Raw genomic sequence first — 15,270 nt, 5'->3', positions numbered from 1 at the left:
CGCTGCCACCTTTTTATGGGATAGCAATTGAATCGATTCTAGTTTTCTTATTATGCGGTAATACGTAATGGCTTACAAAGTATGAAAAAGCCTTTTGATCGTGATGAATGCTTGCTCACGTGTATAATTTCCTGAAGGATCAAATCGATTGTTTGCTACTCCACCCATGACCGCCATACGAGTCGACTTATCTTCAAGAGCAGCTACGTACATGACTCCATCGAGTGCCCAACTAGCTATGGATGCCTGATCCGCGTAGGGAGACGATTGAGGTGTTGTTTTTATTCCTAATTTGAGCGCAGCTCTTTGCAGCATTACCGCTGCTTCTTGCCGAGTAATTTTGCCGTCTGGATCAAACCTTCGAACTCCTTTACCATTCACTATGCCCAGATGATATGCAGCAAGCACGATGGGATCATTCGTATCATCGAACACATTTTTCGGGAGATTCCCTTGAATTTGTGTGATCCAATCGTTAACAGACAAGCCATCGATGACACTAAACAGATTGACGATTAATTCACTAAATTGCTGGCGATTGATATGAGATGTATAACTTTTGTTCATAGCGTTAGGTACGAGATTCAGTGTTACCGCTGCTTCTATCTCAGCAACTGCCCATCTGGAAGGCTTCTCTATATTTGGTGTTGCTAATGTCGTCTGGAAGTTTGTATCAATGAATCCCCATTTGCCCCCAACCGAAACACCAACGAGTCCTTCATTAAAGTCACCTGAAATATCCTCGAATTGTGGAGATATGACTATATCACCTGTTCGATCGATGAATCCCCAAAGCCCATTTTCATTAATTGCTCCTCTTCCATCGCGGAATTCAATTTTTCTTGCTAGAGGAAATTGGGGGGCAATAATTTCATTGCCTTGGCGATCCGTAAATCCGTAATAAAACTCTCTCTGCATGATTTTATATACGGCTGCAATTCCGTCGTGAAAAGGATCAGCCATATCATAATAATGCTCATCCATAAAGTTTATGGTTAGATTGCCATTGAGGTCAATAAAACCTTCATCTACAGGTGCAAGTCCCTCTTTGAACATAGATGGCGAGGAGTATATAAAACCCGTGAAGGCCTCACCTGTTTTGTCAATAAAGCCCCAGCCCTCCCAATAATATACGGCTGCAGCCCCTTCGCTGAATGGCGAGGCTAATTCATACATAAGTTCGATGACAATATCTCCTTGCTTGTTAATGTAGCCCCATTTGTCATCAAGGGAAACAGCAGCAAGTCCTTCACTGAAGGAAAAGGCGTAATCATATCGCGGTTCGATTACAATATTACCGAATTTGTCAATGAATCCCCAACGATCATTAATGGATACAGATGCTAGTCCTTCACTAAACCCTCCAATATTATCCGGCTGAATATCCAACATTTCGAATTGCGGTTCTATGATCATTTGTCCAGTATTGTTAATAAATCCCCAGTATCCATTGCTTGCGACCCCAGCCAAACCATCATGAAATGGCAAGGCATAATCATACTGCTGCGGAATCACATGAATTCCCTTTTTGTCAATATAACCCCAGTGTTCATTGGAAAAAACTGCAGCTAATCCCTCGCTAAAGTTTTGCACCATCTCATATTGCGGTGTAATTGCGTAGGACGAAGCAGCTTTTCCTTGCATCGTGGGTAGTAAGGACAACAATAATAGGAAACAGATGAATAAATGTCTACTTTTTTTCAAGTTATACACACTCCCTTTTTCAGTTTACATGTAAAAATAGATGATTAATACGTTAGGTCTATTCTAATATTTCAAGGTTAAATATAGGTAAAGGGTTGCACGAAACCTCAAATTTCTTTTTCATCACTTAACCTCGACTTAACTTTAAGCTGGCATAATTGAACTACGTATCTACTTTAAGTAGGAAAAATGAAAAAAAGGGGTTTTGAATATGAGAAGAGGATTTTTAATAGTATCGGTATTGTTGGTCGTCGTTTTGCTAAGTGGCTGCGGGGAAAAAAAAGTAGAAGGTGTCAATGAAGTTGTCAATGAAGTTGTCAATGAAGTTGAGGATGGATCACAGCTTATCAATGAGTTGGATGCGAAGCGCAGTGCTGAGCCAGCACAGATTCCGGATCAATTTCCATTACCAATACTGGATGGTTGGACCGAAGGGGAACCATTTGCTGAATTGGCAACGGGAAAAAAGCGAGGGTGGACTGCTGAATACTTTTATGAAGATGACATGGAGGCTAACGCTAAGCTGTATGAGCAGTTATTACTTGAACATGGTTATGAGGTAACTGCGAATGCGATGATGGAGACTAGTATAGGGCATGGTTATATTGTAATTGGACATATATCTGGGATAAATTATGGAGGTGCTATTGTATTCGATACAAATGCGGAGGGACAGCATCGTGTCTGGATGACATTTACTGAAAAGAAAGAAGATTGAAAGTATGCTTAATTCAGGTGATTAGGCGAATCATTGGATCTATTAAATAATAACTATTGAGTTTACGAAGAAAGCAATGTATCTTCTATAGGAATATAATTCGTCAAGCATCTAATCTAGAAAGGAGGGAGATAGTGGCTGGTGAAAACATTCTTATCGTTGAAGATGAGATCGGGATTAGGGAACTCATCCAATTGTATTTGCAGAAGAATGGCTACCATGTTCTAACTGCTAGCGATGGTGAAGAAGCTTTAACGATTTTGGAACGAGTACACCCCCAACTCATTTTGTTAGATATTGAAATGCCGAGGATGGATGGTTTTGAACTATGCAGGCAAGTAAGAACCAAATTAACGTTGCCTATTATTTACTTGAGTAGTAGAAGGGGAGTCTCTGACAAATTGAAGTGCTTCGAACTGGGCGGCGATGATTATATTACGAAGCCATTTGATTTTAGAGAACTCCAAGCTCGGATTGAGGTGAATCTGCGTCGATACCGTCAATTTGGCTCCGATATGGAACAGTCGAGCGCCATACTAAAATACGGTGAGTTAGAAATTGATCTAAATTGTTATCAAATTAAACTGAACGGTGAGCCATTAGAGTTATCTGCAAAAGAAGCACAGTTGCTAATGCTACTGGTTCAGCATCCCAATCAGGTGTGGAGCGCCGAACAATTATATGATAATATATGGGGCTTGGAATCGACCGGCAATATTGAAACGGTGAAGGTACACATCAGTAATTTACGTCGCAAGCTAGAAACGGATTCAGCTCATTTACAGTACATTCGCACGGTTCGTGGCTTCGGTTATTTATTTGCGAAATGAGATTTATTTTGAAGATCAATCTATCTTTTTTTGCACATAAGGAACTATGCTATCTTAACCTAGACTTAACCTTACTTCCTTATACTCAGTTATAATTCGGTAATATAATAGGGATACAAACTAACGAGGAGGATAAGATAATGAGTGATTTGGATGAAAATCAAATTAATCAGACGGTGTTTAAAGAAGAAGGGGGGGCTCCGATGGAAGGTTTTGATTCTGGAAAAGGAAAGACAGCTTCAGGCTTGGAGGAAAACTTGGCAGGGCTATTATGTTATCTCTTTGGGTTTGTTACGGGCATAATATTTTTGTTGATCGAAAAAGAAAACCGATTTATTCGATTCCATGCATTGCAATCGATCTTTACGTTCGCAGCTATATTTGTCGTAAGTATGGTGCTCAACGTGATTCCACTATTAGGGCTGCTTGTGAGCATCTTGTTAGCGCCGTTATCTTTGATCTTGTGGATCGTTTTAATGGTGAAGGCTTATCAGGGGAAATGGTTCAAATTGCCGCTTGTTGGAGATTTGGCAGAAAAGCAACTGAAATAGGCCAAATCCGGTGGGAATAAACGAAGTATAAAAATAGTGAATAATCGCTAAATAATTAATTCAATGGCCGATTTCAGGGGGGACTCAACTACCTTGAAATCGGCTTTTCTTATAGAGGTAGTTCAAAAAAAAGATGGATAGAAGTTTTATTAATAGATAAGTTCTGTTGTATGAGAATAGTAAAACTAGTAAAATTAAGCAAATGCTATATAATATTAGTGATGGTTACTATTAAAGAGAATAGGTGAGGTTGATTTATGTTTCATCATCAATCTGTGAAATACAAACTTATGGTAGGTTTTATTGTAGTTATGATCCCTATCGTGACCTATATGTTAATTAACAATTCCAATTCTCGCGATCTTGTACGAGTGAAAGTATCAGAAACGTATAACAATACGTTAACTATATTCACCGGTCAAATCGATCACTATTTAGAACAAATTGATGACTATCTATATAAGATGGGCGTTTTGGACGCGGATATTGGATTGTTAACTTCTTACCCTGTAAGCAGCAATGAGTATACATTAACCAAAGTTAGAATTGATGCCAAATTGGATCGTGATGCTGGAGTATATAATCTCGTAGATTCTATCTTTCTCTATCAAGCAGACGATATTATTTTTGGTACTGAAAGCGTATACAGTAATACTTATAAGTTAATAACGGAATATATGGACGCGTCACCATTGAAATCTGCCATGTATCAGTACGGTAAATCAAGCTGGCAATTAGGTGAAAGTGATCATATTGCTGGTAGATACTTTTTGATCAACTACATAAAAGTAACCGATGATCTATTTTTTGGAGCGATTGTAACGATTCAAGATATTCACGATCTATTGTTGATACAGTGGAATGACGGTGATATTGGATTTACTGATATTTTCAATGTAGAGAATGATCAGCTATCAAATGTATTAACGGCATACAGTAGTCTAGAGGGAGAATCAAGCTCTGAAATTATTGATGCGAATGCTAGTGATTATGTGTTACTTGAGCAACGCAGTCATGTAGCGAATATGGCATATCGTCTTGCGATACCTGAAAAAACAATTATGCGAGAACTATTGTTTTTTCGAAATGCAACGATTGTTGCTCCTATCTTTTTCTTTGTTATTCTCGTTCTATACATTCTATTTATGCAACGAATGCTATTTAAACCTTTGCATCAGTTAATGCTCGGTATGAAAAAGGTTTCATTGGGAAATTTGGAAGTGCGCTTGCAACGTAATCATACTATTGAATTTGATTTTCTAGCGAACACATTTAATGATATGGCGGAGCAAGTGAAAAACTTGAAAATTGATGTGTACGAGGAACAGCTACGAGTGAAGCAAGGCGAGCTGAAGCAACTACAATCGCAAATCAATCCGCATTTCTATATGAACTCGTTAAATATTATTTATAACTTTGCTGTCCTTGAAGAAATGGATTCCGTGAAGAAAATGTCGTTACATCTAGCAGATTATTTCCGCTTCATTATGACAACGAATAGAGAAATGATTACATTGAAAGAAGAATTGAAGCATATTGAAAACTATATTACGATTCAGCAATTACGTTTCCCTAATCGATTAGTTATGACGATTGAAGATATCGAACCGTTTTTGGATTATCCAATCGCAGCGCTAACGATCCAACCATTCATAGAAAATGCGATTATTCATGGCTTCAAAAATCGCAAACAAATATTTGAAATTACAATTGCTGCACAGCGTAACTCGGATAACAGCTTTGTGATTACAATTTCCGATAATGGAACTGGCTTCCCTGATGATGTTCTTACTAAGCTAAGGCGGCATGAGGCGATTGAAGAAGGTCAACGTACAAGTCTAGGTATTATGAATGTCATTAATCGGCTTGAATTGCTTTATGGAGAACTAGCAACGATAGAATTTCGCAATAACGATGCAGCGAGCGGTGCAGTCATCGAAATATATTTTCCTATTCATGAGGAGTTGAAGTAATTTGTCATTCAATTTGTTAATTGTTGATGATGAGGAGATTGCGATAAGAGGCATTATGAAAGGTATTCAGTGGGATAAGCTGCAATATCAAGAGATTTATACAGCTATGGATGTAGAGGAAGCGCAGGAAATTATACGAAAGCATCAAGTACATGTTGTATTATCAGATATTGATATGCCGGGGCAAAATGGACTCGATCTACTCGAATGGATGAATGATCATGCCATGAATTGCGTAACGTTATTTCTAACCGGACATGCAGACTTCAAATACGCACAACAAGCTGTACAACTGTCTAGCTTCAAATATTTATTGAAGCCAATCGATCATAGATTATTACAAGAAGCATTGGCGGAAGCATATAAGAAAGCGGAAGAGATTACATCATTAGATTCTATTCGTTCAACGTATGATCAATTTTTTCAACAATGGCAATTAGAGAGACCACTATTAGTTGAACGATTTTGGCATGATCTTATTCATTATCGGCAATCACTTGCTTCCGTATATTTGGATGCAGCGATGAAAAATTATAGTATTCAGCTTCAATCGGACAGCCAGATTCAAGTTATCTTCATTAGCATTGAGCAATGGAAGGAAGAATGGTCAGCACGAGATGAGGAAATAATGACCTACGCGATCAAAAATGTAGCGGAGGAATTTTTCTTAGCGGATAGAACAGGTCACTGTATTCAAGATGGTCAAGGGGTTCTCTATCTTATTATGTATGAGCCGAGTGTTGAGCAGCAATTAGCACTAACGAATATATCCTATCGATTTATCGCGCATTGTCGAGAGTACTTACATTGCTACTTATCTTGTTACATCGGAGATAGTATTCCAATACCATCGATTCGTGATGGTATTCGCAATCTGCTTGCCATTGAGAAGCAAAATGTTACACAATCTTGTACGGTGAAATTAGAAAAGGAGCTAGCGGTTAAGCTGGAATCCAATACTAAAGCTGTTGTACACTTCCCAGATTGGATCATATTGCTTGAAACGGGAAAAATGACACAGCTTGATTATCAAATTGATGTTTATTTTGATAAACTTCAACAGGATCAAGTGAGCTACCATGATCTTGCTGCTTTCTATTTCGGATTTATGAATAGTTTAATGCAATGGCTACAGATGAAGGGGATAAGTAGTCATGGGATATTAAGTCTTCAGCATTGGGAAATGAATGATGGTCTATTGAAATCCTTATCGCGGCTAAAAGCATGGACGATTCAAATTTGCCATCAAGTTAATGGGAATTTGTTTGCGGAAGGGAAGCAGGTTTCCACTGTCGTTGAGAAGGTGCAGCAATATATGATTGCGCATATGGATGAAGAGTTTAGTAGAGAACGATTAGCAGAACAGGTCTATTTGAATCCTGCGTATTTATCACGCTTATTTCGTCGCGAGACTGGCCTTTCATTAACCGATTATTTAGTTAAGAATCGAATAACGAAGGCGAAAGAGCAACTAGAGCATAGTCAGCAGCGGGTAAGTGATATCGCAATGGAAGTAGGATATGCTAATTTCTCGCATTTTTCTAAATTATTCAAAAAAACGACTGGGCTAACGCCTCAGGAATATCGAAAAAAGGTTCAAAAAGTATAGTAGATGAATTCAAGTAGTCATTATAGCGTTAATCGAGTCACGACACCGACAATGTTCGGTGTCTTTTTTTTATACAATGTGAATATAGCAACGAGACAATATAGAGAGGAATGTTGGGGTTATGAGTACAGAGACCATAAATGTAACAGTGAAGCAAGCACCTAAGAAGAAAGCATCAATCCTAAGGACGATGAAGAAATACTGGATGTTCTACATTATGATGCTTCCAGCAATTCTTATTTTATTGCTGAACAACTATATCCCGATGTTTGGGATTATTATTGCCTTCAAAAATATTAACTATGTAGACGGCATACTGGGAAGTCCTTGGAGCAAATTTGAAAACTTTAAGTATTTGTTCATGACAAAGGACGCTTTAATTATTACGAGAAACACATTGTTGTATAACAGTAGCTTCATTGTGCTAAATCTAGTTTTCCCGTTAACGTTTGCAATATTGTTGAATGAAATTAAAAATAGATTTTTGGCGAAATTTTATCAAACGGTAATGTTTTTACCATACTTCCTATCCATGGTTGTTATCAGTTATCTTGCCTATGCGTTTCTAAGCGATACAAATGGATATATCAATAATTCATTATTACCAATGCTAGATATTGAAGCGATCAAATGGTATTTCACCAAAGATTTTTGGCCTTACATTTTATCAATGGTCAATACATGGAAAAATATGGGTTACTATACGGTAATCTACATGGCAGCTATTATCGGTATCGATGAAGAGTATTATGAAGCCGCTACAATCGATGGTGCGAGTAAGTTTAAGCAAATATTCACGATTACGATTCCATTACTAACGCCAATCATTACGATTATGACATTGCTTCAAGTAGGTCGTATTTTCAATGCTGACTTCGGATTGTTCTTCCAAGTACCAAGGGAGTCAGGCGTATTATTTCCAGTAACGAACGTAATTGATACGTATGTATATCGAACTTTCTTAACGGTTGGTGATATCGGATTATCTTCAGCAGCAGGCCTAGTACAGTCTGTTGTAGGCTTCTCACTTGTATTTTTATCAAACTGGATTGTAAGGAAAATTGACAGCGATAACGCATTATTCTAGAGAGGTGATCTAATGAATGCACAAATAGAAAAAGTGACTACACAAGCTAATCCCAAAAATAGATTGCCGAAGTTAGCGACGTTCGGAATTCATTCTATGTTCACCGTATACTCGTTACTTTGTATCATTCCTATCATTCTCGTAATTATGGTATCGATAACGGATGAGGGCGCGATTGTAAGAGAGGGATATAGTTTCTGGCCAAGTGTTTTCAGCTTTGATGCTTATGAATTTCTATTCAAGGATGCAACATCCATAATAAGAGCATACTCAATCTCGATCATTGTAACGGTTGTTGGCACATGCTTAAGTATGATTATCATCGCCTTGTATGCTTATCCAATCTCGCGTAAAGATTTCCCACATGCTAAGTTTTTTACCTTCTTCGTATTTTTCACCATGTTATTCAATGGTGGTCTAGTACCATGGTACTTAGTATATGTGCAATTGCTAGATTTGAAAAATACGATGGCAGCACTAATTATACCGCTCTTAGTTGCCGCATTCTTTGTGCTTATTACACGAACGTTTTTCCAAACAACGATTCCAGCTGCTATTTTAGAATCAGCAAATATGGATGGCGCCGGTGAGATGAGAATATTTTTCCAAATTGTATTGCCATTATCTCTACCTGTACTAGCGACTGTAGCATTGTTCCAAACGTTAGCTTACTGGAATGATTGGTTTCTCAGTCTGGTGTTCATTACGAAGGAAGATAATATAACGCTACAGTACTTGATGTATAAGACGATGTTGAATATTCAATATCTATCTACGAACAGTACAGCAGCTTCTGCCATTATCGCAGCGGGCGGTACGTTCAAATTCCCAAGTGAAAGTGTTCGTATGGCAATGGTTATTATCGGAATTGGCCCTATTATCTTTGCTTATCCGTTCTTCCAGAAATATTTCGTCAAGGGGCTTACGGTAGGAGCGGTAAAAGGTTAAGCAATTGTGAGGTAGTTCAAAAAGCGGACTTTGATAACGATGATAATACGTTGAAGCGTAGTCGCGTCGAATATGAAGCGAACATGGAAAGTACGGTTCGCATGTACCAATAACGTACATTTGCGCTTCCGATTTTCTCAAGTAGCGCTTCATCTTCTCGGTTCTGAAAGCCCGCTTTTTGAACCTTCATTGCAAATATGTTCAGCTATACCCAGCATTGCTGGTTAGCATATAAAAATTTTGGGAGGTCGCAATAATGAGAAAAAGCAAAAAAAGAGCTTCACTGTTAGTGACAATGATTTTGGCAATATCTCTGCTTGTTACAGCATGTGGTGGCAATAATAACCCAGCACCATCGAATACTCCAGGTGATAAGAATGACCCGACTCCAGCTCCAGCCGTTGATACTCCGAAAGATGAAGAATTGAAAGCTGTCAAATTAGTAGTAGTATATCCGGGTGGCCCTCAAAAGGATGAAAAGCTAATTGAGGAAGAATTGAACAAATTGCTTACTGATAAAATCAATGCAACAATTGACCTTACTCCTGTAGATTGGGGCGCATGGGATGATACAATCAATCTAATGATTGCTTCTCGTGAAGAAGTAGATGTTCTTTTCACAGCACAATGGAACGGTCATGCTAGTAATGTAGGTAAAGGTGCATTCCTTGAGCTTAATGATCTAATTGCACAGTATGGTGAAGGTATTACTACTTCTCAAGATCCTGCATTTTTAGATGGTGCAAAGATCAATGGTAAAAACTATGGTGTTCCAACAACGAAAGAGCTAGCAGCTGCTGGTGGTATCGTCTACAATAAAGAAGTTACTACTGAACTAGGAATTGATATGACAAATGTTAAAACAATTCAAGATCTTGACGCTGTATATGCAGTTGTAAAAGAAAAAAGACCTGACCTAATTCCTCTTTATATCTCTTCAACAGATAATACATTCAATGCTCACTTCTTCGGAAATTATGATTTCCTTGGTGATGCTACGATCCCTGGTGCTATCTTTAAAGATGGTACTGATACTAAAGTAGCTCCAATCGAAGAAACTGCTCGTTTCTTAGAAACAGTAAAAACGACTCGTGATTTCTTCAATAAAGGTTATATCAATGCAGACTCTGCGACAAGTAAAGTAGCTTCTGCTGATGCTTGGAAAGCAGGTATCGTATTCTCATCTATCGAGGCATTGAAACCTGGTAAAGACGAAGAAGTTGCAAGTGCTGCTCTTCTTAGTGGTAAACTTGGTCAAATCCAATTAACAAACAAAACAATTGCAACATCTGAAACAGCTGGTTCTATGTTAGGTATTCCTACAGCTTCTAAAAACCCAGAACGTGCGATGATGTTCATTAATCTATTGCATAGCGATAAAGAAATCAACAATCTAATTAACTTCGGTATCAAAGATATTCACTACACGCTTAATGGTGAAATTATGACCTCAACTGATCGAACTGCTGACTATACTCCTGGTCATGCTTGGATGTTCGGTAACCAATTCTTGAACTACCTATGGGATTCTGAAGATCCAGATAAATGGGCTAAATTCAAAGAATTCAACGAGGGTGCTGTTAAGTCTCCTGCTCTAGGTTTCGTATTTGACAGTGAGCCTGTTAAGAGTGAAGTTGGTGCTCTAGCGAACGTAATTAAACAGTACCAAGTTGCTATCGATCGTGGTGCAGTAGATGTTGATTCTGTACTTCCAGAATATATTGCAGCACTTAAAGCAGCTGGACTTGATAAAGTTATCGCTGAAAAGCAAACACAATTTGATGCATTCCTTGCTAACAATTAATTAAAATGAATGTAGCAGCGCCAATAGTGAAAACTATTGGCGCTGCTTTTTTGTATATAGAGGAAACAAGATGAACGAAAGCTATTGCGTTTTCAGTCCAAACCTATAATATAAAGGTATAAACTGGGATGAGATGCGGGGGAATGTTATTGTGATGCTTACGTTTCGTCGAGTAGCAATAGTACATATTATGATTGCCCTTTCTATTGCTTTAGTTGGTTGTTCTTTTGTGCAACATAAGGAGCTATCTGAAAATGAAAGCGATTTAATTGAAGAGAATCTAGTAGAAGATTTAGCTGTAAATGGTGAAGGATACACATTGAAGTTAGTTTATATAGGTACGCCGCAACAGGATGAACCATTAATAGAGGCAGAACTTAATAAGTATTTATTGAAAAAGTTAAATGCAAAGCTCGATCTAATCGTGTTAGATTGGGGATCTTGGGATAACAAGCAAAATATTATGATTGCATCACGTGAAGAGGTTGACGTTGTATTCACTTCGCAATGGAGCAAGCATTCTTCGAATGTATCACGGGGAGCATTTCTACCGTTGAATGATTTACTTCAGCAATATGGCCAAGGGATAATCGAAAGTCTTGATCCAAAGCTATTGAAAGGCTCACAGATTGAAGGAATTAACTATGGAATACCAACGAATAAGGAGTTCGCCGCGCAAGGAGGACTTATTTATCGTACAGATATTGCTAAGCAGCTTAATTTGGATATGAGTAAAGTTCAAAGTCTGCGAGATTTGGATGAGATTTATGCCACAATTCAACGGGAAATGCCAAATATCACTCCTTTATTCATTAAAAATGGCGAAAACTTCAACTCTCATTATATGGTCAATTATGATGGGCTAGGTGATACGTCGATTCCAGGATATATTCTAAAGGATCGAGAATCTACGACGATCAAACCACTATATGAGATTGATCGTTACATTGAAAATTTATATTTAGCTAGAGATTATTTTCTGAAGAACTATACGAATAAAGATGCTACAACGACACAGATGATGGTTAGTGATGCACTAGCATCTCATGAATATTTTTCAGTTGTCTCGCCAATTAAGCCAGGCAAGGCAGATGAACTAGGAGTACAAACGGGCTTGTCAGGTTTGCTCGCTCAAATTGAGTTGAATCAAAAATCGCTTGCAACTTCGGAGACCGCAGGTTCGATGCTCGCTATTTCATCAACGACCCGACATTCCGAACTAGCAATGACATTAATAAATTTATTGCATACGGATGTCTTTTTGAACAACCTCATTAATTTTGGGATTGAAGGTATCCATTATGAGAAAACGGCGAATAACACGATTACAGGGACTGAATTAACTTCACGCTATAGCCCAGGCTCTAATTGGATGCTAGGAAATCAATTTATCAATTATTTATGGGATACGGAAGACCCGGATAAATGGAAACAATTCATTGCCTTCAATGAAGAAGCAGTCAGTTCACCTGGTCTTGGCTTTATATTTGATGGCGAATCGGTTCGTTCAGAGGTTGCAGCTGTTATTAATGTAGATAAGCAATATGTGGTCGCATTAGAATCGGGTTCGGTAGATCCAGCAATCGTGTTACCTGAATATATTGAAAAGTTGAAAAGTGCTGGCATCGATCAAATCATGGTTGCCAAGCAAAAACAGTTTGATGCCTTTCTAGTAAAGCAAGGACGATAGCATACTAGTCTTAGAGAGGATTACTGTCCCCGTCTATAGTCTAGGTTAAATACCGTCATAGGTCTGTTTTGAACATCGCGAAAACAATCTATACTAAGTACATAAGCAAGAGCAACGCAAGGCACCAAACAAAAGAACAGAAAGAGGTGAGTGAAAGGAATGAATGGCAAATCATTGCTAGGTATTATCTGTATCGTAATTGGTGGTATACTCGCACTAAAGTTTTTCAACATACTGCTTGGTCCGATTATCGCATTCTTACTTCCATTTATTTTAATCGTGTGTGGATTTTACGCACTTAAAAGTGGTAAGAAAATCATCGGTAGCTTATTCTTAATCATCGGTTTTGTATTGTTGCTTGGCAATCTAGGATCTATCCTTACTTTAATATTAGCGATTGTATTAATCGTTGGTGGTATATCATTCATTAAAGGGAAGTTTGGTTCACGTTACTAAGGTAGGAGTTAATAAAAAGTTTTAGGAGGTTAGAGGATGGGAATTGTTAAACGCATTCGCGACATTACAATGGCAACATTGAATGATCGACTTGAAAAAGCAGAAGATCCAGTAAAATTGATTGACCAGTTTCTATGGTCAACCCGTGATGAGATTATTCAAGCAGAGCGTCTTCATCATCAATACTTAAATCACTCTCATCAATTAAAGTCACAGTGGTTACAAGCTGAACAACAAATTGAACGTAAAGAATATCAAGCGATGGTGGCCTTGAAAGCTGGAGAAGAAATGATCGCAAGATCAGCTCTATCTGAAAAAACAATGCTTGTTGAAAATGCTAACTCCTACCGTGGGTTATATGAGCAAAGTAGTGATTCTTTAATGGAGCTGGAAGATCAGCTTAGAGAACTACGCCAAGAGTATCAGCTTGTATATGATAAACGTGCCTTTTATGTATCGCGTATGGAATCACTTCGCTTGCAGCAAAGAATGAACGAGCGAATGAGCTTCAACAATAATAATAACCCTGCGCAAGTGATGCGAAAAATGGATTCACGCTTGAATGAGATGGAGAATGAATCTCAAAGCTTGCGAGAAGTTCGCAAAAACAATGGTGGTATGTATGGAGATCCAACTGTAGCAAGTCGTCAAAGTCTCGCAGTTGACCGTGAGATGGAACAGCTTAAGAAAAAATTAAACGGGGAAGGATGGTCCTTGTGAGAAAAATATACCGCTCCAGAACGAATAAGATGCTTTCAGGACTCTGTGGTGGATTATCTGAACTAACAAATATAGACGCAACCTTGTATCGTATATTGGTAGTGGTCCTATCGATATTAAGTAGTGGAGGTTTTGCACTAGTCTATATCATTGTAAGCATGATTGTTCCAAAGACACCGAATATATACAATCCATATGGTCCAACTAGTGGTCCAAATAACCATACCTATGGATACCAGAACCCGATGCAAGGTCATGATCCAATGAACCAACGTACATCATATAATTCTAATTGGAGCTCATCTAGACCAGCAGATAACACTGCTTATCAAGCTCCTCCGCAAAACACAGATCAGATGATGGATGATCTAGAAAAAAAAGCATTACGTCGTGAAATAGAAGAATTGAAAACAAAATTATCTCGAATCGAGAAGGGAGAATAATATTATGAGTATTTTCAAAAGAATGAAAGATATGACAAAGGCAAATGTGAATGACTGGTTGGACAAATTAGAGGATCCTGTTGTAATGATTAATCAATATCTACGTGACATGGAGGCTGAGATTCATCAAGCTGAAGTTACTGTAGCGAAACAAATGGCTGGGGAACGCAGTATGCAGCAAAGTCTTGATGACAGCATTCGTAATTCTAATGATCGTGAATCTAAGGCTGAAGCAGCACTTCGTGCAGATCAAGAGGCGCTAGCAAGAAAATTGCTTGAAGAAAAAGTTTATTTCGATCAAAAAATTGTAGAATACACAGATCTTCATGCCAATGCGAAGGAGCAAGCGGAAGCACTTATGCATCAATTGCATGAGATGAAGGATGAATTCTATCAATTGCGTAATAAACGTAACGAGCTTGCGTCAAGAGCACAACTTGCTAAAGCACAAAAACAAATGACTTCAATTTCTTCAAATCATACGCTTGAAAATGGAACAGCAACTCGTGGTTTCCAACGTATGGAAGAAAAAATTATGATGATGGAAGCAGAGGCGGATGTGCAACGTTCACCATATGGCTACAGCTCATCTAGATCTACAGCGGCACCTACACAAGCACCACTTACTGCTGCTGACATCGAGCGTCAAATGAAAGTGGAAGAGCAAATTCAAGCGATGAAGAATAAACTTAATCCTGTTGAGTAATCGTATATAATTATAGAACACAAGGAAAGCG

14 protein-coding genes are annotated in these 15,270 nt (G+C 38.2%); 13 read left to right on the top strand and 1 reads right to left on the bottom strand.

Going from position 1 to position 15,270, the window contains the following annotated elements:
* Nucleotides 1-72: 72 nt before the first annotated feature.
* Nucleotides 73-1,704 (bottom strand): WG repeat-containing protein, encoded by a 1,632-nt coding sequence (locus tag AC1TO5_RS05590; protein ID WP_482061772.1) that lies wholly within the window; start codon nucleotides 1,702-1,704, stop codon nucleotides 73-75.
* A gap of 211 nt (nucleotides 1,705-1,915) precedes the next feature.
* Here AC1TO5_RS05590 and AC1TO5_RS05585 point away from each other — a divergent pair, with 211 nt between their 5' ends.
* The 13 genes from AC1TO5_RS05585 to AC1TO5_RS05525 all read left to right on the top strand — a co-directional run bounded on the left by AC1TO5_RS05585 (nucleotide 1,916) and on the right by AC1TO5_RS05525 (nucleotide 15,239).
* Complete coding sequence (locus tag AC1TO5_RS05585) at nucleotides 1,916-2,422, top strand: hypothetical protein (RefSeq protein ID WP_482061771.1); 507 nt, start codon at nucleotides 1,916-1,918, stop codon at nucleotides 2,420-2,422.
* 134 nt (nucleotides 2,423-2,556) lie between these two features.
* On the top strand, nucleotides 2,557-3,252 hold the full coding sequence (locus AC1TO5_RS05580) for a response regulator transcription factor (protein WP_482061770.1): 696 nt from the start codon (nucleotides 2,557-2,559) through the stop codon (nucleotides 3,250-3,252).
* A 140-nt stretch (nucleotides 3,253-3,392) separates the two neighbouring features.
* Complete coding sequence (locus AC1TO5_RS05575) at nucleotides 3,393-3,803, top strand: DUF4870 domain-containing protein (RefSeq protein WP_482061769.1); 411 nt, start codon at nucleotides 3,393-3,395, stop codon at nucleotides 3,801-3,803.
* 257 nt (nucleotides 3,804-4,060) lie between these two features.
* Nucleotides 4,061-5,776: a sensor histidine kinase gene (locus AC1TO5_RS05570; RefSeq protein WP_482061768.1), complete on the top strand. Its 1,716-nt coding sequence runs from the start codon at nucleotides 4,061-4,063 to the stop codon at nucleotides 5,774-5,776.
* Between the two features lies 1 nt (nucleotide 5,777).
* On the top strand, nucleotides 5,778-7,385 hold the full coding sequence (locus AC1TO5_RS05565; protein WP_482061767.1) for a response regulator: 1,608 nt from the start codon (nucleotides 5,778-5,780) through the stop codon (nucleotides 7,383-7,385).
* Between the two features lie 121 nt (nucleotides 7,386-7,506).
* Nucleotides 7,507-8,472, top strand: a complete 966-nt coding sequence (locus AC1TO5_RS05560) for an ABC transporter permease (protein WP_482061766.1) — start codon at nucleotides 7,507-7,509, stop codon at nucleotides 8,470-8,472.
* Between the two features lie 12 nt (nucleotides 8,473-8,484).
* Entirely contained in the window at nucleotides 8,485-9,420 is a 936-nt protein-coding gene (locus tag AC1TO5_RS05555; RefSeq protein WP_482061765.1) for a carbohydrate ABC transporter permease, read from the top strand.
* Nucleotides 9,421-9,676: 256 nt separating this feature from the next.
* Nucleotides 9,677-11,224 (top strand): ABC transporter substrate-binding protein, encoded by a 1,548-nt coding sequence (locus tag AC1TO5_RS05550; protein ID WP_482061764.1) that lies wholly within the window; start codon nucleotides 9,677-9,679, stop codon nucleotides 11,222-11,224.
* A 154-nt stretch (nucleotides 11,225-11,378) separates the two neighbouring features.
* Complete coding sequence (locus AC1TO5_RS05545; protein WP_482061835.1) at nucleotides 11,379-12,914, top strand: ABC transporter substrate-binding protein; 1,536 nt, start codon at nucleotides 11,379-11,381, stop codon at nucleotides 12,912-12,914.
* Nucleotides 12,915-13,073: 159 nt separating this feature from the next.
* Entirely contained in the window at nucleotides 13,074-13,370 is a 297-nt protein-coding gene (locus tag AC1TO5_RS05540; RefSeq protein WP_482061763.1) for a LiaF transmembrane domain-containing protein, read from the top strand.
* Between the two features lie 36 nt (nucleotides 13,371-13,406).
* On the top strand, nucleotides 13,407-14,090 hold the full coding sequence (locus AC1TO5_RS05535; RefSeq protein WP_482061762.1) for a PspA/IM30 family protein: 684 nt from the start codon (nucleotides 13,407-13,409) through the stop codon (nucleotides 14,088-14,090).
* The gene (locus AC1TO5_RS05530) at nucleotides 14,078-14,533 is read left to right on the top strand and encodes a PspC domain-containing protein (protein WP_482061761.1); all 456 of its coding nucleotides are present in this window, start codon (nucleotides 14,078-14,080) and stop codon (nucleotides 14,531-14,533) included. Before AC1TO5_RS05535 ends, AC1TO5_RS05530 begins: the two co-directional genes overlap by 13 nt.
* A gap of 4 nt (nucleotides 14,534-14,537) precedes the next feature.
* Nucleotides 14,538-15,239: a PspA/IM30 family protein gene (locus AC1TO5_RS05525; RefSeq protein ID WP_482061760.1), complete on the top strand. Its 702-nt coding sequence runs from the start codon at nucleotides 14,538-14,540 to the stop codon at nucleotides 15,237-15,239.
* Nucleotides 15,240-15,270: the final 31 nt, after the last annotated feature.

Source organism: Paenibacillus sp. Y930, assembly GCF_056786375.1.
This window is presented reverse-complemented; position numbering and strand designations above follow the sequence as displayed.

What these genes read in the sequence shown, in the direction of transcription:
- AC1TO5_RS05585 (WP_482061771.1), top strand. Translation starts at nt 1,916, where the DNA reads ATGAGAAGAGGATTTTTAATAGTATCGGTATTGTTGGTCGTCGTTTTG.
- AC1TO5_RS05575 (WP_482061769.1), top strand. Translation starts at nt 3,393, where the DNA reads ATGAGTGATTTGGATGAAAATCAAATTAATCAGACGGTGTTTAAAGAA.
- AC1TO5_RS05570 (WP_482061768.1), top strand. Translation starts at nt 4,061, where the DNA reads ATGTTTCATCATCAATCTGTGAAATACAAACTTATGGTAGGTTTTATT.
- AC1TO5_RS05560 (WP_482061766.1), top strand. Translation starts at nt 7,507, where the DNA reads ATGAGTACAGAGACCATAAATGTAACAGTGAAGCAAGCACCTAAGAAG.
- AC1TO5_RS05555 (WP_482061765.1), top strand. Translation starts at nt 8,485, where the DNA reads ATGAATGCACAAATAGAAAAAGTGACTACACAAGCTAATCCCAAAAAT.
- AC1TO5_RS05550 (WP_482061764.1), top strand. Translation starts at nt 9,677, where the DNA reads ATGAGAAAAAGCAAAAAAAGAGCTTCACTGTTAGTGACAATGATTTTG.
- AC1TO5_RS05545 (WP_482061835.1), top strand. Translation starts at nt 11,379, where the DNA reads ATGCTTACGTTTCGTCGAGTAGCAATAGTACATATTATGATTGCCCTT.
- AC1TO5_RS05540 (WP_482061763.1), top strand. Translation starts at nt 13,074, where the DNA reads ATGAATGGCAAATCATTGCTAGGTATTATCTGTATCGTAATTGGTGGT.
- AC1TO5_RS05535 (WP_482061762.1), top strand. Translation starts at nt 13,407, where the DNA reads ATGGGAATTGTTAAACGCATTCGCGACATTACAATGGCAACATTGAAT.
- AC1TO5_RS05530 (WP_482061761.1), top strand. Translation starts at nt 14,078, where the DNA reads ATGGTCCTTGTGAGAAAAATATACCGCTCCAGAACGAATAAGATGCTT.
- AC1TO5_RS05525 (WP_482061760.1), top strand. Translation starts at nt 14,538, where the DNA reads ATGAGTATTTTCAAAAGAATGAAAGATATGACAAAGGCAAATGTGAAT.